Below are 22,893 nucleotides of genomic sequence, written 5' to 3' on the forward strand. Positions count from 1 at the left end.
CTATGGGATATGAAAATATATCAGCGATTTTTAGAATATATTTAACGTAACTTGAAATATATCAACGATTCAACAAGGAATATCGATTTACCGAAAAAGAATGACAATAGCCTTTTTTTTACCACGGGAGATATTTTTTCCACCAACCCGTCTTTTTCTTCTCTTCACTAACCTTTTCGAACTCTTCCTTATCATCAACGTGATCCATACAATACTCTGTTGGCTCTGTACCTTTTGCAAAATACATTTTCACAGAAATGGGACAATTCTTTGTAGCAATCTTACCGTTTTCAGGATTAACATCGACTGCAACAACATCTGCTGGTTGTTTGAACTCTTGTTTAGGCTGTCCATCTAATCCTTTTTCCATTGTATCGGTCCATATTTTTTTTGCGTACCCTTGTTCTGCTACGTTTGAAATGGATTTAGGTTGATCGTATCCAATCCAAACCCCTGTTACAAGTTGTGGGGTAAATCCAATCATCCAACTATCAGTTTCTGTAGAACCAGACTTTCCAGCATATGTTCTTGATAGTTTTGATAACATCGATTGACCGGTCACAGCGGCATAACTGCTTAGTTTTTTATTAAACATACCTGCCATCATTTCTTCCATCACAAAGGCTTTGCTTTTATCTAGAACTTGTTTACTTTCTAAATGAGCGTCGTATAGCATATTTCCTTCATGATCAACGATGCGCCTTATAAAGGTTGGTTTTACTTCTTTCCCGCCGTTTGCAAACATGCTATAAGCATTGACCATTTCAATTGGTTTTACAGGAGATGTGCCGAGAGCAAGAGATGGAACATCTTTTAATGCGCTAGTAATACCGAATTGCTTCGCTGTTTTTGTAAGAATGTCTTCGCCTAAAAATAGATTTGTCTTCACAGCATATACGTTATCAGAAACAGCGAGTGCTTGTGCCATTGTCACAAAATCGTCAGCATAATAGTTTTTATAGTTTTTTGGTTTATACTTTGAAACACCGTCACCTAAAGTGAATACCGTGTATTCGCTTTTTAAGCGTGTGGCAGGGGTGAATCCTCGTTCTAAGGCTGCATAATATAGGAACGGCTTAAATGTAGAACCGGGCTGACGAGCGGCTTGTGTAGCCCTGTTAAATTGACTCGTATTATAATCAGTTCCACCAACAAGGGCAGCCACTTCACCCGTTTTTGGATTCATAGAGACGAGGGCAGTTTGGATGTTTGTTGTTTCAGGTATATGATTTTTTACAGCTTGCTCTGCTACAGATTGTAATTTAGGGTCTAGCGTTGTATAAATACGCAAGCCACCTCGCTGTAAGGCTTGCTCATCTAATCCGATATCACGAAGAAGAGAAGCTTGTACAGCATCTTGGAAATAAGGTGCAATTTCTGCAACTTTTTTCGTATCCAATGAGGCAAAAGTAAGTGTTTCTTTTTTTGCTGAGGCAGCTTGCTGTTTTGTAATATACCCTTGTTCTACCATTTCATTTAGTATGAGAGATTGACGCCCTTTAGCACGCTCTTCTTTTAAAAAGGGAGAGTAGAAACTAGGTCCTTTCGGAATGCCTGCGAGCATACTAGCTTCTGCTAATGTTAATTCTTTTGCAGTTTTATCGAAATACAGGCGGGAAGCAGCTTCAATTCCGTAAGCACCATGCCCGTAATAAATTGTATTTAAATACCCTTCTAAAATATGATTTTTATTATAGTTCACTTCCAGACGGACGGTATACATTGCTTCTAATAGTTTACGCTTCCACGTTTTATCATGATCTAAGTATAGGTTACGAGCATACTGTTGTGTGATAGTACTAGCACCTTGTACTTTTGCCATTGCTTTTAAATCGGCAACAATAGCACCAGCAATGCGCTTCATATCAAAGCCATGATGTTTGTAGAATCGTTGATCTTCAATAGATAGTGTCGCCCCTTTTACATAAGGAGAAATTTCATCGAGAGATACATTATAGCGTTTTTGCATTTCATTACTTTGTCCTATAACAGTGTCATCATTAGCGTAAAAGACACTCGTTTGCGGAACCGCAACAGGGGGAGGTCCCATAATTTTTGCAGCTACAATGATAATAAAAAAGGAAAAAACGAAAAAAAGAACACATGAAAACATTACGGTGAAGAAAAGACGTTTATATTTTTTAAGTTTTGGATTCATAGTTTGATCCATCTTTTTCAGCCCCTCATTAATACAAGCATTATTGTATTAGTATTGAGGGTTTTCGTTTATTTTAAACAATGAAATTTCCAAAATAAAAAGAGCCCCTTCATTTAAGAAAGGAGCTCAAAAGCACGCGCTGGCCAATCGGTAATAATAACATCTACGCCGTAATCAATCATAGTTTGTAAATCTTTATATTCATTAATGGTGTAAGGACGAAAAACGTATCCTTGCCCCTGTGCTAATTGGACAAACTCTTTCGTTAATAATTGAAAGTTTGGATGTAATCCAGTCGCCTCGCGCCTTTTTGCTTCAGCAATAGGATCTGCAAGTGGTGTATCGTACAAAATCGCTCTTGGAATTTCTGGAGCAATTTCTGCTAATAATGAAACGGAATCGTGGTTAAATGATGAAAATGCAATTTGATTGGATAGATGATATTCACGAACGAGAGCGACGACCTTTTCTTCAATAGTTGGATAGTGAATAACATCTGTTTTTAATTCAATGTTAAGTTGTAAATTTGTTGTAGAGAGCCAAATAAATACTTCTCGTAACGTTGGGATTTTTGCCTCATGGAAAGAAGGGTCTTTATGGCTACCAGCATCTAAAACTTGTAATTCTTCTACAGTTTTTTCAGAAACAAGTCCCACGCCATTTGTTGTACGGTTCACTGTTTCATCATGAATAACAACTAGTTCACCGTCTTTTGATAGATGAACATCAAGTTCAATTCCGTGAGCACCAATGCGTTCAGCCTCTTGGAAGGCAATCATCGTATTTTCTGGGTGTGTTCCTTTTACCCCGCGATGAGCGAAAATAAGTGGTTTATTCATGTGGAAATCTCCTTATCATCTCTTTTCTTTCATTATGAAACTGCTTTAAGAAAAATACAATTCATATGACAAACATTTACAAAAGTATAATAGTTGCACAAAAGTTAACGTTAACGTAAAATGTAATAATCCGGTGAAGGGAGGAATACACATGTATAAAATTGATGAAGTAACAAAGCAAGTCGGTTTAACAAAGCGTACACTTCGTTATTATGAGGAAATTGGTTTAATTCATCCCCCAGAACGCAGTGAAGGGAATATTCGCCTGTATACAGACGAGGACATTGCAAGAATTAAAAGGATTGTGGAAGCGAAAGAAGTGCTAGGAATTACGCTTCAAGAAATGCAACATTTCTTATCGTTAAAAGAAAGAATGGAACAAAGAAGAAATAGTGAGAATCCGCGTGACCGTGAAGTGATTCAAGAAATTAAAGAGATGCTTGAAGAACAAGTGCAAACGTTAGACGAGAAAATGGAGCAAATGCAGCGCGTGAGGGCAGAGCTAGAGGATAGTTTAAGCCGTGCAGTTACCTTTTTAGAGAATACAAAAGGAGAGTAATCAAAATGGAGAGCAAACAAAAATTAGGGAGATTGATTACAGTGGTGGCTACCTTCCTTGCCTTTTCAGGTATAGGGGTAGTCGACCCAATTTTACCAAGTATTGCTGAACAAATTGGTGCATCGCATTGGCAAGTCGAGATGTTATTTACATCATATATTTTAACGATGGCAATTATGATGTTACCAGCTGGAATATTTGCATCAAGATTTGGTGATAAACGAATGATGACGATTGGTCTTGCGATTGTGACTGTATTTGCATTTATATGTGGTATATCGCAAACGATTGCTCAATTATCTATTTTCCGCGCTGGGTGGGGATTAGGAAATGCGATGTTCTTCGCAACGGCGATGACATTATTAATTGCATTAAGTAAAGAAGTTCATGAAGCAGTAGGACTATATGAGGCAGCCATTGGTTTAGGAATGGCAGGTGGACCATTATTAGGTGGAATATTAGGTGGACATTCTTGGCGTTACCCATTTTTTGCGACGAGTATTTTAATTTCCTTAGCATTTATTTTAGTTTTCTTTTTTGTAAAAGAACCGGAGCGAAAAGTGAAGCGTAAAGCAGCAGGCATGGGAGAATTACTTAACCTGGTGAAGTATAAACCATTTATGCAAGGTGCCATTTCAGGGATGTTATATTACTACGGATTTTTCGTCGTTTTAGCATATTCACCACTTATTATGCATTTATCTGCTATTCAATTAGGATTTGTATTTTGTGGATGGGGATTAGCGCTAGCTTACGGATCAGCAATTTTAGCACATAGGTTAGAAGGTAAATATGAACCGAAAACAGTGTTGAAGGGTAGTTTACTCGTATTTGCGATGTTATTAATTGCACTATTCTTTGTGAAAATTATGTGGTTACAAATCGTGTTAATTGTTCTATCTGGATTAGCATCAGGATTAAATAATGCGTTATTTACAAGTTATGTAATGGATATTTCACCTTATGAAAGATCTGTTACATCAGGTGTTTATAACTTCGTTCGTTGGTTAGGAGGAGCGATTGCTCCAATTTTATCAGGAGTCATCGGTCATACAGTTTCGCCACAAAGCCCGTTTTTAGTCGGTGGAATTGTTGTGTTAGTCGGTTGCGTTATGATCTTAATTCCAATTCGTAAACCGGTAGAAATAGAGACAAAAGCCCTTTCTTAAGAAAGGGTTTTCTTTCCTATTACAAAGCAAACCTTTTTCGCATATATGTTAGAACCCTCTGACTAAAATATATTTTCGGTATTTTTGTACTTTTAACTATACTTTTTGGATGTTTTGTTTTATTTTTGTTAGGGGACATTAATGATGTCCCTATTATAAATTTGCAGCGAAAGGCGTGATTGTACGATGGAACTATGGTTCACTGAAAAACAAACAAAGCATTTTGGAATTACGGCGCGTATTAACCGCACATTACATACGGAGCAAACAGAATTCCAAAAACTTGATATGGTTGAAACGGAAGAGTTCGGAAACATGCTTATTTTAGACGGCATGGTTATGACAACAGAAAAGGACGAGTTCGTTTATCATGAAATGGTAGCGCACGTACCTTTATTTACACATCCAAACCCTGAAAACGTATTAGTTGTTGGCGGAGGCGATGGTGGTGTTATTCGTGAAGTGTTAAAACACCCAAGCGTGAAGAAAGCAACTCTTGTTGAAATCGATGGAAAAGTAATTGAGTACTCTAAGCAGTACTTACCATCAATTGCAGGTGCATTAGACAATGAGCGTGTAGAAGTAAAAGTAGGAGACGGTTTCCTACACATCGCAGAAAGTGAAAACGAATATGACGTAATTATGGTAGATTCTACTGAGCCAGTAGGCCCAGCAGTAAACTTATTTACAAAAGGCTTCTACGCTGGAATTTCAAAAGCGTTAAAAGAAGATGGTATTTTCGTTGCCCAAACGGACAACCCTTGGTTTACACCAGAACTAATTACAACTGTATTTAAAGACGTAAAAGAGATTTTCCCAATTACCCGTCTATACACAGCAAACATTCCGACGTATCCAAGTGGACTTTGGACGTTCACAATCGGATCTAAAAAACATGATCCATTAGAAGTAAGTGAAGAGCGTTTCCATGAAATCGAAACGAAATATTACACAAAAGAATTACACAATGCAGCATTCGCACTACCGAAATTTGTTGGCGATTTAATTAAGTAAGAAAATCGAGTTCGAACAAATAAGGTGCAAGTAGTTCATTTAAGGTGTTTGTCCAGAAGGCTTGAACATGCTAGCTACTTGCACTTCTGTAAAGAAAATTGTCTTCTTATCGTTAAAAAAGAAGACCCCGGTAAATCGAGAAAGAGGAGCAGTGCGCTCCAAATTTGAGAAATAGTGAAAGGTTGGGATACCTTAAGTTCCACATAAGGAGGAAAAGAATATGCGTTTTGATGAAGCTTATTCAGGTAAAGTATTTATTAAAAGTCATCCAAGTTTTGAAGAGTCAGAGGCAGTTATTTACGGGATGCCAATGGATTGGACAGTAAGCTACCGTCCAGGTTCTCGCTTTGGCCCTGCACGTATTCGTGAAGTATCGATTGGACTAGAGGAATACAGTCCATATCTAGATCGTGAACTAGAAGAAGTAAAGTATTTTGATGCGGGTGATATTCCATTACCATTTGGGAACCCACAACGCAGCATAGACATGATTGAAGAATATGTATCAAAACTATTAGATGCCGATAAGTTTCCACTAGGTCTCGGCGGTGAGCACTTAGTGTCTTGGCCAATTTTTAAGGCAATGGCAAAAAAATATCCGGATTTAGCAATCATCCACATGGATGCTCATACTGATTTACGTGAATCGTATGAAGGGGAGCCTTTATCCCACTCTACACCAATTCGTAAAGTGTGTGATTTAATTGGTCCGGAAAACGTATATTCTTTCGGAATTCGTTCTGGAATGAAGGAAGAATTTGAATGGGCAAAAGAAGTAGGTATGAACTTATACAAATTTGACGTATTAGAACCGTTAAAAGAAGTATTACCGAAACTTGCAGGACGCCCAGTCTATGTCACAATTGACATTGACGTATTAGACCCAGCTCATGCTCCTGGAACAGGAACGTTAGAGGCTGGAGGTATCACATCTAAAGAACTATTAGATTCCATCGTAGCAATTGCAAATTCAAATATAAATGTAGTTGGAGCAGACTTAGTAGAAGTAGCTCCTGTCTACGACCATAGTGATCAAACACCAGTCGCAGCAAGCAAATTCGTGCGGGAAATGCTGCTCGGTTGGGTGAAATAAAAGTGAAGCCGACTGTTTAGACGCAAGGGTCTAGAAGGCGTAACTGGATAAAGTAAGAGCCTCCTATATGACTAGGGGCTCTTATGTGTCGGTAAGTCGATATATTTAAAAATCGCCGATATAATTTCATTTACCATAGCAAGACATGAAAAAAAGAGTTATTCTCAAAAGATGAGAATAACTCTTTTTCTTATGCAACTTTCTCTTCCGAAGTAATGCCGCGAATTTCATCAGCAGAGCGGATCGGATATTTGCGGAACACAATAGACCCGATGTATCCGACAATAGTGGTAACGATTCCACATAGTACAGCAGCGATCGTTACTTTTATAACGTCATTAAATCCGAACAAGACGAGAAGCCCTGGAATTGGTGATGCTGTTCCTGGCGCATTATTAACGAGCTGGAATAGCGATGTAATAATACCGGCAAGTGCACCGCCAACAAAGTTTGTCATATAGATAGGAATTGGATTAGCTGAGACAACATCGGCTTGTGTTAACGGCTCGATTGCCACGGCGATTGTATCTTTCTTTGAACAGATTTTTAGTCGTTTAAAGAAAATGAAGTTCATTGGGGCAGAAGCTGCTACGGCAAGACTACCAATTGCCATTGGTAAACCAGTTAATCCAAGCATTGCAGTTAGTGCCATAGAACTTAGTGGAGATGTAGAAATAACTGTGATTAATCCACCAAGCATAATCCCCATAATGATAGGACTTTCTGTAGTTGCAACTGAAATCATAGAACCGATTTTACCGAGTGTTGCGTTAACGAGTGGATCCATAAGCATGGCCATTCCACGTGAAATTGGTGCGGCAATAAATAGAATTGCTAAAAATTCTACACCAGCTGGTAATTTCTTTTCGAGAAATTTCACGACGAAGGCACAAACGTATCCAGCGAAAAATCCTGGTAAAATACCGAATCCACTAGTAGCGATACCGATTAAAACAGCGTATACGGGTGAAACGCCGATTGCTAATGCTACTAAAATTGCTGCTGCGACACCGCTCATACTACCAGAAGCTTCTCCTACTGATTGTAAAAAGTCATTATGAAACATTTCTCCACCTATATAACGGTGAAATGCTTCAATAAGAAAACTTGCGATTGCTGCATTAGCTAAAGCACCCATCGCTTTCATTCCGTAAGGCGCACGGTAACTGAAAAGTGTAAATAGACAAAGTACAACAAGCAATAGTGCTAAACCTTGCAAGATAGCCATTTGAAAACTGTCTCCTTTGATTTTTGTAATAAAAATTTGTATCATTCAATAATAATATAAAAGTTTGTTAAACGGAAAAATTTTTTAGTGGGAAATTGCTGTAAGGTGAAAAACTCTTACAATAATGTAAGGAAAGTGTAAGGCATTTCGATAGAGTATAGTATGCTTTTTTTCGTATAATACAGGTATAGACATACGGTTAGTGAGAAAGCAGTGCAAACAGGAGGCGCATTTATGAAATTGGTAATTAAGGTTTTAGCTGTGTTCGCCATTATTTTAGGTGGAACAGCATATTATTTAAACACGAAAACAGAAGGTGTGCATGCTTTTGTAGACAACTTCTTTTCAAATAAAGAAATACAAGATTATTATGCTGTTATAGATAAAAGTGAGAAAAAAGACGATGAATATTTGTATACATTTAAAGGGTATACAGAAGATGGAAAGCTACAAGTTATTAAAAGAATGGTGAACCGTGAATTGCATACGGGTGCTTTTATAAAAATTTATGCGAAAGGTATGCAGGGAAAAGGGTGGGCTGAAATCCCGAAAGAATCAATCCCGCAAAAAGCGTTGCAAAAAATAGAAAAACCATAAAAGGAGCGAATCGTTCGCTCCTTTTTAGTGCGTTAAAATGGTGATAGCTGAACTTTCTTTATTAGAAATGATTTTTGCACGTCCGCCAATTGGGAAAGTAAAGATTGGAGTTGTATGTCCGAAACTTGCATTCGCAATAATAGGGATATGTGCAAGTTCAGGCTTTGAAGCAATCATTTCTTGAATGTCCTCTATCATACATTCTGCTCCTTTTTGCATTCTTCCTATAACGATACCTTTTACGTATTCAAAATCAGTTTGCTGCATAAGAGAATATAAATATCGATCGAAAGTTTTTAGGGTAGCTTTTCCGGTTAAACTATCCTCTTCAAGAAATAAAATTTTGCCCTGTAAGCTTGGCATATATGGTGTACCTTGCAGTAAATTAAATGTGCTCATATTACCACCAATAATATCTCCCGTCGCTTCCCCTTCTTGAATTGAAACATATCCTTCATTTTTAATAAATTCTCGATTTTCTTGATCCATATACCAAGAATCATCGCTCCATGTTTCAGCCGGTAATATTTCAATAGGCTCATTAGAAGCTAAACATTTTAAAAAGTATTCGGTCGTATAATCGAGCCCTTTTTCCATTCCGAATGAAGAGAAGTGAGGACCTGAATATGTAACTAAGCCTGTTTTTGTGTAAAGTGCGTTACTTAAAGCGGTAATATCAGAATAACCGCAGAAAATTTTCGGATTTTCTCGAATTAAATCATAATCGAGATGTTTCAATAAACCATTAGAGTTGTATCCGCCAAGTGTCGTCAAAATGGCTTTTACATTAGGATCTCTAAATGCTTCGTGGAGGTCTTGAACTCGTGAAGAAATAGAAGAGGAAGCGAATCGATCTATCTCATCAGCATATTTTGAGAATGTAACTTGAAAGCCTATGTCGGTTAATCTTTTTATAGCAAGGTCTCTGTTTTCATTTGAGACAATACTTAAACTACAAGATGGTGAAATAATCCTTATTTCATCACCTTTTTTTAATTTTGTTGGTAGCATTAGATTCACCTCTTTAAATGAAAAAATATTCAGATTTTAAAAATATTTTAACATACGAAATAAAGAGAAGTTGAATTATTTTTTGAAAAGGAGTTTTCCTGATTTTTCAGCAGACAGACAGAGTCTTTTTTTGATATGATAGGAAAAGTGATTTATTATAAGTAGTATTTAATATCTATAACATTTGAAAGGTGTGCAAGACGTGAAGAAACAACTTGCAGGCTTGCCTGTACACGTTCATTTCGTAACAGAAATCCGTGAAGGGGCGAGGAAGGAAACCGTTGCTTTTGAAGCAAATGGTCAATACTATGTAAAAGGTCAAGGTACATATATAACATTCCAAGAGTCGAACGAACAAGGCGAAGTGAAAACAATTATTAAAATTCAAGATGAACAAGTTCTCATTATGCGTTCAGGTGCTATTTCTATGCGTCAGACGCATGTGAAAGGTGAATGGACAACTGGTACGTATACGAGTGAACTTGGTACGTTTGCATTGCAAACGAAAACTGATAACGTTCTTTTTAAATGGTCGGATGAAAAGAAAAAAGGACAACTCTTCTTAACGTACGCATTGCTTCTAAGTGAACAAGAAGCTGGTAGATATACAATTACAATTAATTTGAAGGAGGCAAAATAATGAATTCTTTAGAACAAGTAAAAGGATTGATTAAAGAAGAAATTCAAGCTGCTGTATTAAAGGCAGAATTAGCAACAGAAGAACAAATTCCAAACGTTGTATTAGAATCTCCAAAAGATAAAACAAATGGTGACTTCTCTACAAATATGGCAATGCAACTTGCACGCGTTGCGAAAAAAGCACCTCGTATGATTGCAGAAGAATTAGTTGCAAACTTCGATAAAGCAAAAGCTTCTATTGAAAAAATTGAAATCGCTGGTCCTGGTTTCATTAACTTCTACATGGATAATAGCTACTTAACAGACTTAATCCCAACAATTGTAAACGCTGGTGAAGCATACGGTGAAACGAATACTGGTAAAGGTGAAAAAGTACAAATTGAGTTCGTATCTGCGAATCCAACAGGCGATCTTCACTTAGGACATGCACGTGGTGCGGCAGTAGGTGACACTTTATGTAACGTATTAGCAAAAGCAGGATACGATGTATCTCGTGAGTACTACATTAATGATGCTGGTAACCAAATTCATAACTTAGCTCTTTCTGTTGAAGCTCGTTACATGCAAGCTTTAGGTTTAGAGAAAGAAATGCCAGAAGACGGTTACCATGGTGCGGACATCATTGGAATCGGTAAACGTTTAGCTGAAGAATTTGGTGATCGTTATGCAAAAGCTGATGCAGAAGAAAGCTATGAATTCTATCGTTCATACGGTTTGAAATATGAGTTAGCAAAACTTCAAAAAGACTTAGAAAGCTTCCGTGTTAACTTCGATGTGTGGTTCTCAGAAACATCATTATATAAAAACGGAAAAATTGATCAGGCTCTTGCTGTATTAAAAGAGCGTGACGAAATCTTTGAAGAAGGCGGAGCAACTTGGTTCCGTTCAATGACTTACGGTGACGATAAAAACCGTGTATTAATTAAAAACGACGGCTCTTACACATACTTAACGCCAGATATCGCTTACCACCGCGATAAATTAGAGCGTGGTTTCGATAAGCTAATCAACATTTGGGGTGCTGACCATCATGGTTACATTCCTCGTATGAAAGCTGCTATTCAAGCGCTTGGTTACGATAAAGACACTCTTGAAGTAGAAATCATTCAAATGGTACAACTGTACCAAAATGGTGAAAAAATGAAGATGAGTAAGCGTACAGGTAAAGCAGTTACACTTCGTGAGCTTATGGAAGAAGTAGGCGTGGACGCAATGCGTTACTTCTTCGCAATGCGTAGCGGTGATTCTCATTTAGACTTCGATATGGACTTAGCTGTATCAAAATCTAATGAAAACCCAGTATACTATGCACAATATGCACATGCTCGTGTATGCAGTATCCTTCGTCAAGGTGAAGAGTTAGGATTAGCTACAGGCGGAGACGTGAATTACAAACTTGTTACTTCTGAGAAAGAAGTAGAATTACTGAAAAAACTTGGTGAATTCCCAGCTGTAGTAGCGGATGCAGCGCAAAAACGTCTGCCACACCGCATTACAAGCTATGCATTTGAATTAGCGGCAGCATTACACAGCTTCTACAATGCAGAAAAAGTATTAAACCAAGATAACTTAGAATTAAGTAGAGCTCGTTACGAATTAATGAAAGCAGTACGCACTACACTTCAAAATGCATTAGCAATCGTAGGAGTATCTGCACCAGAAAAAATGTAATAGACAAAAGAAAAGATGCTTATTTTTGTTTAGAAGTGATATACAAGTTGATATAAAGACATCTAATCAGTCTATAAACTGATTAGATGTCAAAGAAAGAAGATCAACGAAAAGACGTATGGTTTGATAATGGGAAGTTGAAACAGAAAAAGAGATGGCAAAGCTATCTCTTTTTCTGTGCCAATTTTTTAATATAAATACATGTGACAAATGTATGTTATGGTGATGAAGTGAAAATAGTAAAATACCAATTAACTATTGATTTTTAGGAACGATTCTAGAATAATAGACTGTTGGGGGTAAAGTTATCAAAAATCCATATATGTATTATTAGTTGGTGGAATGTTACTAGGAAATGGTGTGATTGTTGTAAAAAACATTGTTACAGCTATGCCAAATACTAAAATAACAATTCATCTAACCAAGTATCTAACTAGTTAGTAATTAATCTTGAAAACTTTCAACTTAGTCAAGAAGCTAGGGGTGGTATGTTTAAAATAGTACATATAGTACAATTAAAGTTTTCATGATTTGATAAAAAATAATGAAAGGATATAAATTTCTCGGTTTTGATATTATCATCATATATAAGCTTATTTTAATTCTTCGACATAGCCATGGAACCTATTAGGCAAAGTGTTTCTTCTCGACACTCATTTATATACTCCAAAAATGAAAAGGCTGTATTTCTATACGATTTACATGAAATCAGTTGACAATCATACTCTTTTTTAGTTACCCCCAAATTCGGTCCACTGTATTCAAATTTGGAGAATATGACTTTCATCTTGCATAGGCAAACAATACTTCATCCAGAGCGTTTTTAATTATATAATGCTGGCGGTGGAACGCTTTTGGTTCTACTTGTTTCGGTGTGTAGGTCGGCTGTGTAACTAAACACAAAACGTTTTAACATATGGCCAATTTCACCGCAACTTATAATGGCAGAAAACGCATCTTCAAGAACATCTTTTAGAATACGAGTATCCAAATATGTTTTACAGTTCTAACTTTCCTCGGCTGATATGCTAATTTCGATTATAGATGGTACTTCTTGTTATTCTTTAGGAGGATAAGTAAGGAAGTTGACCAAATGCATAGTTACTGTGAAGTAGCTCGTTCATACTTGCCAGCAATAAAATTTTTGTATTTATAGAGCAAACGTTTGCATTGGATTTGAAGAAATTTCTAAAATTTCACAGCATAATAAGACGACAATGGCTGTCATGAGCTTTATCGTGATTGCTTTTCAAATTGTCTTCTTCTAGCTTTGAAGTTATTCTGAGGTCCGTTCATGTGTACTTGTAATTTGAATTTCTTTATCAAAATTTGTCCTGTATCTGTTTTTGTTAAACGGTATAGGCCAGAAATAAAATGTCGGAGAAATTAGATGAATCTATATAAGAGTCAAACTTCAAGTTTCTAAATAATAGAAGGGTTGAAAAAAGAGAAAAAGATGATAATAGCTATCAAACACATTTTAGTAAAGTGGCTTAATGACATTGAATGGTAGAATCTTTGTCATAGTATGCTTGTACCAGGATCTATCTATTTTTAATTTTATAGGAGGATAACATAAAATATGTATTTAAAAAGAGTTACTTCGATTTTTTCGATTATAATGATTTTTATGTTTACTATAGGTCAGAGTCTTTTACCTATAGTAGCAAATGCACAAGAGCTAAATACAGCAGGACTTGTGGATAATTTTCAAATTGGTAAAACAAATCTAAGTACCACAGAACGAACTAAAGTAACTGTAAACTTCAGTGAAAAAGATGGAATTAGGCTGAAGCCTGGAGACACACTAACATTAACACTGCCTCCAGAATTAAAAGGATTAGATAGGGAGTTTCCATTAGGTGACTATGGTACTTGTAAAGTCACTGCAGGTACTGTGGTATGTACATTTAATGATAAAGTGAGTACATATGAAAATATTCATGGGTATTTAAACTTTTTCGTGGAAGCTACTAATGTAGGAACGGATCAAAAGAAAGAGATTGAAACCAATTTTGGTACAAATGTAGATAAGCAATCTGTAACAATTACCGGCCCAAGCAGTGGTGGTGGTACAGATCCTGGAAAGCCACCGTTTTTTTATAAAACTGGTGATATGAACTCAGGTAAGAGCGATGAAGTACGTTGGTTCTTGAATATAAACTTAGCCAAAGAAGAGTTAAGTCGTGATATTGTTGTGACTGATAATTTACAGGAAGGTCAAACACTTAATAAGGATAGTTTCTATATAAGTGTAGATGATGGTCTAGGTCGTCGATCGTTAACGCTACAAGAGTTTGAAAAGCAAGGTTACGGAACGATTACCTTTACTGGAGACAGATCATTTAAAGTTGTGCTTAATAAGGATAAAGCAAGTCTTGCCGCCTTTACGATTGGTTATACATCTACCATAACGGAAGCCGGAAAGAAGCAAGAGTTTTTTAAGAATGATTATACAATTGATTACCAAGTTCTAAACAAAGAACCAGTTAATGAATCGGGCAGTCACCCAGTCGAAAATATGGAACCCGACGGTGGTGCTATCGGTAACAAGGTTCCAAAAGGACAACTAAAAATTGTTAAGCATATTGAAGGAAATAAAGAAAAAGTAATTCCGAATGTTTCGTTTAAGTTGTATAAAGAGTCTGGTGAACAAGTTGGGGGCGAATATAAAACAAATGAAAAAGGGATAGTTGAAACTCCTCCATTATCACCAGGTAAATATTATGTACAAGAGGTTTCAGCTCCAGACTATATTGATTTCGATCCTCAGAAAAAAGTAGAATTTGAAATAAAATCAGATGATGAAAATGGAGTCGAACTGGATATTCCAAATAAAGTGAAAACTACATCTATTGCAGGGACGAAGACGTGGAAAGGCGATAACGAGAAAGATCGTCCAAGTTCAATCAAAGTAGACTTACTACAAAATGATAAAGTAGTAGACACGAAAGAAGTAACAGCGGCAGATGGTTGGAAATACAAATTTGACAACCTAGTAGTCTATGATGCAAATGGAGTAGCGTACAAGTATGAAGTAAAAGAACAACCGATAGATGGATACACAACAGAGGTAAGTGGTTATGACATTACAAATACAAAAGTGGTACAAACAACCAAAGTAGAAGGAACGAAAACATGGAAGGACGGAAATGCGGAAGGTCGTCCGACGATGATTAAAGTAGACTTACTACAAAACGGTACAGTGATTGCGACGCAAGAAGTAAGTGAAGCAACAGGCTGGAAATATGAATTTAAAGATTTGACGATAAACGATACAGACGGAAAAGCATATAAGTATGAAGTAAAAGAACAACCAGTAGACGGATATCAATCCGAAGTAAAAGGTTATGACATTACAAATATAAAAGTGGCGCAAACAAAAGTAGAAGGAACGAAAACATGGAAAGACGATAATGCGAAAAATCGTCCGAATATGATTAAAGTAGACTTACTACAAAATGGCCAAGTAATCGCAACGCAAGAAGTAACAGAAGCAGGCGGTTGGAAGTATGAATTCAAAGATTTAGCGGCATATGATGCCGAAGGTAAGGCATATAAGTATGAAGTGAAAGAACAAGCAGTAGACGGATATCAAACAGAAGTACATGGTTATGACATCACGAATACTAAAGTTGGGCAAACAAAAGTAGAAGGAACGAAAACGTGGAAAGACGATAATGCGAAAGATCGTCCGACGATGATTAAAGTAGACTTACTACAAAATGGCCAAGTAGTCGCAACACAAGAAGTAACAGAAGTGACAGGCTGGAAATATGAATTCAAAGATTTAGCGGCATATGATGCCGAAGGTAAGGCATATAAGTATGGAGTAAAAGAACAAGCAGTAGACGGATATCAAACAGAAGTAAAAGGTTATGACATTACAAATACAAAAGTAGGTCAAACAAAAGTAGAAGGAACAAAAACGTGGAAAGACGATAATGCGAAAAATCGTCCGAATATGATTAAAGTAGACTTATTACAAAATGGCAAGGTAATCGATACAAAAGAAGTAAGCGCAGCAAGCGAATGGAAATATGCGTTTACAGATTTAGCGGCATATGATGCCGAAGGTAAGGCATATAAGTATGAAGTGAAAGAACAAGCAGTAGACGGATATCAAACAGAAGTAAACGGTTATGACATCACGAATACAAAGGTTGGCAAAACAAAAGTAGAAGGAACGAAGACATGGAAAGACGATAACGCGAAAAATCGTCCGGAAATGATTAAAGTAGACCTACTACAAAATGGTACAGTGATTGCGACGCAAGAAGTAAGCAAAGCAACAGGTTGGAAATACGAATTCAAAGATTTAGCGGCATATGATGCCGAAGGTAAGGCATACAAGTATGAAGTGAAAGAACAACCAATCGACGGATACAAATCCGAAGTGAAAGGTTATGACATCACGAATACAAAGATTGGTCAAACAAAAGTAGAAGGAACGAAGGTATGGAAGGACGGAAACGGTGAAGGACGTCCAGAAATAATCAAAGTCGACCTACTACAAAATGGCAAGGTAATCGATACAAAAGAAGTAAGTGCAGCAAGCGAATGGAAATATGCGTTTACAGATTTAGTGGCATACGATGCCGAAGGTAAGGCATATAAGTATGAAGTAAAAGAACAACCAGTAGACGGATATCAATCCGAAGTAAAAGGTTATGACATTACAAATACAAAAGTGGCGCAAACAAAAGTAGAAGGAACGAAAACATGGAAAGACGATAATGCGAAAAATCGTCCGAATATGATTAAAGTAGACTTACTACAAAATGGCCAAGTAATCGCAACGCAAGAAGTAACAGAAGCAGGCGGTTGGAAGTATGAATTCAAAGATTTAGCGGCATATGATGCCGAAGGTAAGGCATATAAGTATGAAGTGAAAGAACAAGCAGTAGACGGATATCAAACAGAAGTACATGGTTATGACATCACGAATACTAAAGTTGGGCAAACAAAAGTAGAAGGAACGAAAACGTGGAAAGACGATAATGCGAAAGATCGTCCGACGATGATTAAAGTAGACTTACTACAAAATGGCCAAGTAGTCGCAACACAAGAAGTAACAGAAGTGACAGGCTGGAAATATGAATTCAAAGATTTAGCGGCATACGATGCCGAAGGTAAGGCATATAAGTATGGAGTAAAAGAACAAGCAGTAGACGGATATCAAACAGAAGTAAAAGGTTATGACATTACAAATACAAAAGTAGGTCAAACAAAAGTAGAAGGAACAAAAACGTGGAAAGACGATAATGCGAAAAATCGTCCGAATATGATTAAAGTAGACTTATTACAAAATGGCAAGGTAATCGATACAAAAGAAGTAAGCGCAGCAAGCGAATGGAAATATGCGTTTACAGATTTAGCGGCATATGATGCCGAAGGTAAGGCATATAAGTATGAAGTGAAAGAACAAGCAGTAGACGGATATCAAACAGAAGTAAACGGTTATGACATCACGAATACAAAGGTTGGCAAAACAAAAGTAGAAGGAACGAAGACATGGAAAGACGATAACGTGAAAAATCGTCCGGAAATGATTAAAGTAGACCTACTACAAAATGGTACAGTGATTGCGACGCAAGAAGTAAGCAAAGCAACAGGTTGGAAATACGAATTCAAAGATTTAGCGGCATATGATGCCGAAGGTAAGGCATACAAGTATGAAGTGAAAGAACAACCAATCGACGGATACAAATCCGAAGTGAAAGGTTATGACATCACGAATACAAAGATTGGTCAAACAAAAGTAGAAGGAACGAAGGTATGGAAGGACGGAAACGGTGAAGGACGTCCAGAAATAATCAAAGTCGACCTACTACAAAATGGCAAGGTAATCGATACAAAAGAAGTAAGTGCAGCAAGCGAATGGAAATATGCGTTTACAGATTTAGTGGCATACGATGCCGAAGGTAAGGCATATAAGTATGAAGTAAAAGAACAACCAGTAGACGGATATCAATCCGAAGTAAAAGGTTATGACATTACAAATACAAAAGTGGCGCAAACAAAAGTAGAAGGAACGAAAACATGGAAAGACGATAATGCGAAAAATCGTCCGAATATGATTAAAGTAGACTTACTACAAAATGGCCAAGTAATCGCAACGCAAGAAGTAACAGAAGCAGGCGGTTGGAAGTATGAATTCAAAGATTTAGCGGCATATGATGCCGAAGGTAAGGCATATAAGTATGAAGTGAAAGAACAAGCAGTAGACGGATATCAAACAGAAGTACATGGTTATGACATCACGAATACTAAAGTTGGGCAAACAAAAGTAGAAGGAACGAAAACGTGGAAAGACGATAATGCGAAAGATCGTCCGACGATGATTAAAGTAGACTTACTACAAAATGGCCAAGTAGTCGCAACACAAGAAGTAACAGAAGTGACAGGCTGGAAATATGAATTCAAAGATTTAGCGGCATACGATGCCGAAGGTAAGGCATATAAGTATGGAGTAAAAGAACAAGCAGTAGACGGATATCAAACAGAAGTAAAAGGTTATGACATTACAAATACAAAAGTAGGTCAAACAAAAGTAGAAGGAACAAAAACGTGGAAAGACGATAATGCGAAAAATCGTCCGAATATGATTAAAGTAGACTTATTACAAAATGGCAAGGTAATCGATACAAAAGAAGTAAGCGCAGCAAGCGAATGGAAATATGCGTTTACAGATTTAGCGGCATATGATGCCGAAGGTAAGGCATATAAGTATGAAGTGAAAGAACAAGCAGTAGACGGATATCAAACAGAAGTAAACGGTTATGACATCACGAATACAAAGGTTGGCAAAACAAAAGTAGAAGGAACGAAGACATGGAAAGACGATAACGTGAAAAATCGTCCGGAAATGATTAAAGTAGACCTACTACAAAATGGTACAGTGATTGCGACGCAAGAAGTAAGCAAAGCAACAGGTTGGAAATACGAATTCAAAGATTTAGCGGCATATGATGCCGAAGGTAAGGCATACAAGTATGAAGTGAAAGAACAACCAATCGACGGATACAAATCCGAAGTGAAAGGTTATGACATCACGAATACAAAGATTGGTCAAACAAAAGTAGAAGGAACGAAGGTATGGAAGGACGGAAACGGTGAAGGACGTCCAGAAATAATCAAAGTCGACCTACTACAAAATGGCAAGGTAATCGATACAAAAGAAGTAAGTGCAGCAAGCGAATGGAAATATGCGTTTACAGATTTAGTGGCATACGATGCCGAAGGTAAGGCATATAAGTATGAAGTAAAAGAACAACCAGTAGACGGATATCAATCCGAAGTAAAAGGTTATGACATTACAAATACAAAAGTGGCGCAAACAAAAGTAGAAGGAACGAAAACATGGAAAGACGATAATGCGAAAAATCGTCCGAATATGATTAAAGTAGACTTACTACAAAATGGCCAAGTAATCGCAACGCAAGAAGTAACAGAAGCAGGCGGTTGGAAGTATGAATTCAAAGATTTAGCGGCATATGATGCCGAAGGTAAGGCATATAAGTATGAAGTGAAAGAACAAGCAGTAGACGGATATCAAACAGAAGTACATGGTTATGACATCACGAATACTAAAGTTGGGCAAACAAAAGTAGAAGGAACGAAAACGTGGAAAGACGATAATGCGAAAGATCGTCCGACGATGATTAAAGTAGACTTACTACAAAATGGCCAAGTAGTCGCAACACAAGAAGTAACAGAAGTGACAGGCTGGAAATATGAATTCAAAGATTTAGCGGCATACGATGCCGAAGGTAAGGCATATAAGTATGGAGTAAAAGAACAAGCAGTAGACGGATATCACACAGAAGTAAAAGGTTATGACATTACAAATACAAAAGTAGGTCAAACAAAAGTAGAAGGAACAAAAACGTGGAAAGACGATAATGCGAAAGATCGTCCGAATATGATTAAAGTAGACTTACTACAAAATGGCAAGGTAATCGATACAAAAGAAGTAAGCGCAGCAAGCGAATGGAAATATGCGTTTACAGATTTAGCGGCATACGATGCCGAAGGTAAGGCATATAAGTATGAAGTGAAAGAACAAGCAGTAGACGGATATCAAACAGAAGTAAACGGTTATGACATCACGAATACAAAGGTTGGCAAAACAAAAGTAGAAGGAACGAAGACATGGAAAGACGATAACGCGAAAGATCGTCCGGAAATGATTAAAGTAGACCTACTACAAAATGGTACAGTGATTGCGACGCAAGAAGTAAGCAAAGCAACAGGCTGGAAATATGAATTTAAAGATTTAGCGGCATATGATGCCGAAGGTAAGGCATACAAGTATGAAGTGAAAGAACAACCAATCGACGGATACAAATCCGAAGTGAAAGGTTATGACATCACGAATACAAAGGTTGGTCAAACAAAAGTAGAAGGAACGAAGGTATGGAAGGACGGAAATGGTGAAGGACGTCCAGAAACAATCAAAGTTGACCTACTACAAAATGGCAAGGTAATCGATACAAAAGAAGTAAGCGCAGCAAGCGAATGGAAATATGCGTTTACAGATTTAGTGGGATACGATACCGAAGGTAAGGCATATAAGTATGAAGTAAAAGAACAACCAGTAGACGGATATCAATCCGAAGTAAAAGGTTATGACATTACGAATACAAAAGTAAGCAAGACGAAAGTAGAAGGAACGAAAACATGGAAAGACGATAATGCGAAAGATCGTCCAACAATGATTAAAGTAGATTTACTACAAAATGGTAAAGTAGTAGACACAAAAGAAGTAAGCAAAGCAACAAATTGGAAGTACACATTTGAAAACCTCCAAGCATACGATGCAAACGGAGTAGCATACAAGTATGAAGTAAAAGAACAAGCAGTAGACGGATATCAAACAGAAGTACATGGTTATGACATCACGAATACTAAAGTTGGGCAAACAAAAGTAGAAGGAACGAAAACGTGGAAAGACGATAATGCGAAAGATCGTCCAAATATGATTAAAGTAGACTTACTACAAAATGGCCAAGTAATCGCAACACAAGAAGTAACAGAAGCAAGCGGTTGGAAATATGAATTCAAAGATTTAGCGGCATACGATGCCGAAGGTAAGGCATATAAGTATGAAGTAAAAGAACAAGCAGTAGATGGATATCAATCCAAAGTAAAAGGTTACGACATTACAAATACAAAAGTAGGTCAAACAAAAGTAGAAGGAACAAAGACTTGGAACGATAACAACGCAACAGATCGTCCGAAAGCAATTAAAGTAGACTTACTACAAAATGGTAAAGTAGTAGACACAAAAGAAGTAAGCAAAGCAACAAATTGGAAGTACACATTTGAAAACCTACAAGCATACGATGCAAACGGTGTAGCTTACGAGTATAAAGTGAAAGAACAACCGGTAGACGGATACAAATCTGAGGTAAACGGTAATGACATCACAAATACAAAAATAGGCCAAACAGAAGTAGAAGGAACGAAGACATGGAAAGACGATAATGCGAAAGATCGTCCGAATATGATCAAAGTAGACTTACTACAAAATGGCCAAGTAATCGTAACACAAGAAGTGAGCGCAGCAAGCGAATGGAAATATGCGTTTACAGATTTAGCAGCATATGATGAGAATGGTGTAGCTTACAAGTATGAAGTAAAAGAACAAGCAGTAGACGGATATCAATCAAAAGTCAAAGGTAATGACATCACAAATACAAAAGTAGGCCAAACAAAAGTAGAAGGAACGAAGACATGGAAAGACGATAATTCATCAGATCGTCCTTCAATGATTAAAGTAGACTTACTACAAAATGGCCAAGTAATCGCAACACAAGAAGTGAGCGCAGCAAGCGAATGGAAATATGCGTTTACAGATTTAGCGGCATATGATGCTGAAGGAAAAGCATATAAGTATGAAGTGAAAGAGCAACCAGTAGATGGATATCAATCCGAAGTAAAAGGATATGACATCACGAATACAAAAGTAAGCCAAACAAAAGTAGAAGGAACAAAAATGTGGAAAGACGATAATGCGAAAGAACGTCCGAAAGCAATTAAAGTAGACTTACTACAAAACGGTAAAGTGATTGCGACGCAAGAAGTAACCAAAGCAACAGGCTGGAAATATGAATTTAAAGATTTAGCAGCATATGATGAGAATGGTGTAGCTTACAAGTATGAAGTAAAAGAACAAGCAGTAGACGGATATCAAACAGAAGTACATGGTTATGACATCACGAATACAAAGGTTGGTCAAACAAAAGTAGAAGGAACAAAAATGTGGAAAGACGATAATGCGAAAGAACGTCCTTCAATGATTAAAGTAGACTTACTACAAAATGGCCAAGTAATCGCAACACAAGAAGTGAGTACAGCAAGTGATTGGAAATATGCGTTTAAAGATTTAGCAGCATATGATGCTGAAGGTAAGGCGTACAAGTATGAAGTGAAAGAACAACCAGTAGCGGGATACAAATCCGAAGTAAATGGTTATGACATCACGAATACAAAAATCAAGGACGAACCAGGTGTAGATCCAAAAGATCCAAGCACAGATCCAAAAGATCCAAGCACAGATCCAAAAGATCCAAGTACAGATCCAAACACAAATACAGACAAAAATAGCGATTCAAAAGTTCCACCTACTACAGAAAATGATAAGCCAACATTACTTCCTAACACAGGAGGAACATCAGCAGAAATGATTTCAATTCTTGGCGGTATGGTATTGTTCCTTTTAGGTGGAATTCTATTTGCTCGTCAGCGAATAAAATAATAAAAAAGCTTTAGAGTATTGATTAAACCGTAATCTGAGTAGCAGACAAGTTGAAAAATTACTATTGATATTACGCCCTTTAGGTAAGTATTCAAAAACTTCACGATAAAGTGAAGGGAAGAATGCAACCTGAAGGGTTTTTTTATAGAAAAA

At 37.1% G+C, this 22,893-nt stretch carries 12 protein-coding genes; 8 read left to right on the top strand and 4 right to left on the bottom strand.

Annotation, left to right across the window (positions count from 1 at the left end):
* Window positions 1-118 precede the first annotated feature (118 nt).
* Both ACE38F_RS02240 and ACE38F_RS02245 read right to left on the bottom strand, forming a co-directional pair.
* On the bottom strand, window positions 119-2,170 hold the full coding sequence (locus ACE38F_RS02240) for a transglycosylase domain-containing protein (RefSeq protein ID WP_375371087.1): 2,052 nt from the start codon (window positions 2,168-2,170) through the stop codon (window positions 119-121).
* A 101-nt stretch (window positions 2,171-2,271) separates the two neighbouring features.
* A complete protein-coding gene (locus ACE38F_RS02245; protein ID WP_375371088.1) occupies window positions 2,272-2,997 on the bottom strand; it encodes a glycerophosphodiester phosphodiesterase in 726 nt (241 codons plus the stop codon).
* Between the two features lie 151 nt (window positions 2,998-3,148).
* On the opposite strand from ACE38F_RS02245, the gene ACE38F_RS02250 reads away from it, so the two are divergent.
* The 4 genes from ACE38F_RS02250 (at window position 3,149) to speB (ending at window position 6,832) form a co-directional block, all read left to right on the top strand.
* Complete coding sequence (locus ACE38F_RS02250; RefSeq protein ID WP_002144674.1) at window positions 3,149-3,556, top strand: MerR family transcriptional regulator; 408 nt, start codon at window positions 3,149-3,151, stop codon at window positions 3,554-3,556.
* A 5-nt stretch (window positions 3,557-3,561) separates the two neighbouring features.
* On the top strand, window positions 3,562-4,725 hold the full coding sequence (locus tag ACE38F_RS02255; RefSeq protein ID WP_375371089.1) for an MFS transporter: 1,164 nt from the start codon (window positions 3,562-3,564) through the stop codon (window positions 4,723-4,725).
* 186 nt (window positions 4,726-4,911) lie between these two features.
* The gene (speE, locus tag ACE38F_RS02260; RefSeq protein ID WP_000424696.1) at window positions 4,912-5,739 is read left to right on the top strand and encodes a polyamine aminopropyltransferase; all 828 of its coding nucleotides are present in this window, start codon (window positions 4,912-4,914) and stop codon (window positions 5,737-5,739) included.
* A 220-nt stretch (window positions 5,740-5,959) separates the two neighbouring features.
* Window positions 5,960-6,832, top strand: coding sequence for an agmatinase (gene speB, locus ACE38F_RS02265; RefSeq protein WP_001209823.1), 873 nt, complete (start codon window positions 5,960-5,962; stop codon window positions 6,830-6,832).
* Between the two features lie 190 nt (window positions 6,833-7,022).
* Here speB and ACE38F_RS02270 read toward each other — a convergent pair whose 3' ends face one another.
* Window positions 7,023-8,060 carry a PTS sugar transporter subunit IIC gene (locus ACE38F_RS02270; protein ID WP_098500124.1) on the bottom strand — a complete coding sequence of 346 codons (1,038 nt, stop codon included), beginning with the start codon at window positions 8,058-8,060 and terminating at the stop codon, window positions 7,023-7,025.
* A gap of 234 nt (window positions 8,061-8,294) precedes the next feature.
* Between ACE38F_RS02270 and ACE38F_RS02275 the strand changes: the two genes are divergently transcribed.
* Entirely contained in the window at window positions 8,295-8,657 is a 363-nt protein-coding gene (locus tag ACE38F_RS02275) for a YxeA family protein (RefSeq protein WP_000779925.1), read from the top strand.
* A 24-nt stretch (window positions 8,658-8,681) separates the two neighbouring features.
* On the opposite strand, the gene ACE38F_RS02280 is transcribed toward ACE38F_RS02275, so the two are convergent.
* Window positions 8,682-9,668, bottom strand: a complete 987-nt coding sequence (locus tag ACE38F_RS02280; protein WP_375371090.1) for a S66 family peptidase — start codon at window positions 9,666-9,668, stop codon at window positions 8,682-8,684.
* A 202-nt stretch (window positions 9,669-9,870) separates the two neighbouring features.
* Here ACE38F_RS02280 and ACE38F_RS02285 point away from each other — a divergent pair, with 202 nt between their 5' ends.
* From ACE38F_RS02285 to ACE38F_RS02295, 3 genes are all read left to right on the top strand, one after another.
* Window positions 9,871-10,308, top strand: coding sequence for a YwiB family protein (locus tag ACE38F_RS02285; RefSeq protein WP_016106740.1), 438 nt, complete (start codon window positions 9,871-9,873; stop codon window positions 10,306-10,308).
* The gene (argS, locus tag ACE38F_RS02290) at window positions 10,308-11,978 is read left to right on the top strand and encodes an arginine--tRNA ligase (RefSeq protein WP_375371091.1); all 1,671 of its coding nucleotides are present in this window, start codon (window positions 10,308-10,310) and stop codon (window positions 11,976-11,978) included. Before ACE38F_RS02285 ends, argS begins: the two co-directional genes overlap by 1 nt.
* Window positions 11,979-13,560: 1,582 nt before the next feature.
* Window positions 13,561-22,740 (top strand): Cna B-type domain-containing protein, encoded by a 9,180-nt coding sequence (locus tag ACE38F_RS02295; RefSeq protein WP_462782393.1) that lies wholly within the window; start codon window positions 13,561-13,563, stop codon window positions 22,738-22,740.
* Window positions 22,741-22,893: the final 153 nt, after the last annotated feature.

Origin of the sequence: Bacillus altaicus (assembly GCF_042136375.2) — a bacterium.
GTDB classification, from domain to species: Bacteria; Bacillota; Bacilli; order Bacillales; family Bacillaceae_G; genus Bacillus_A; species Bacillus_A cereus_U.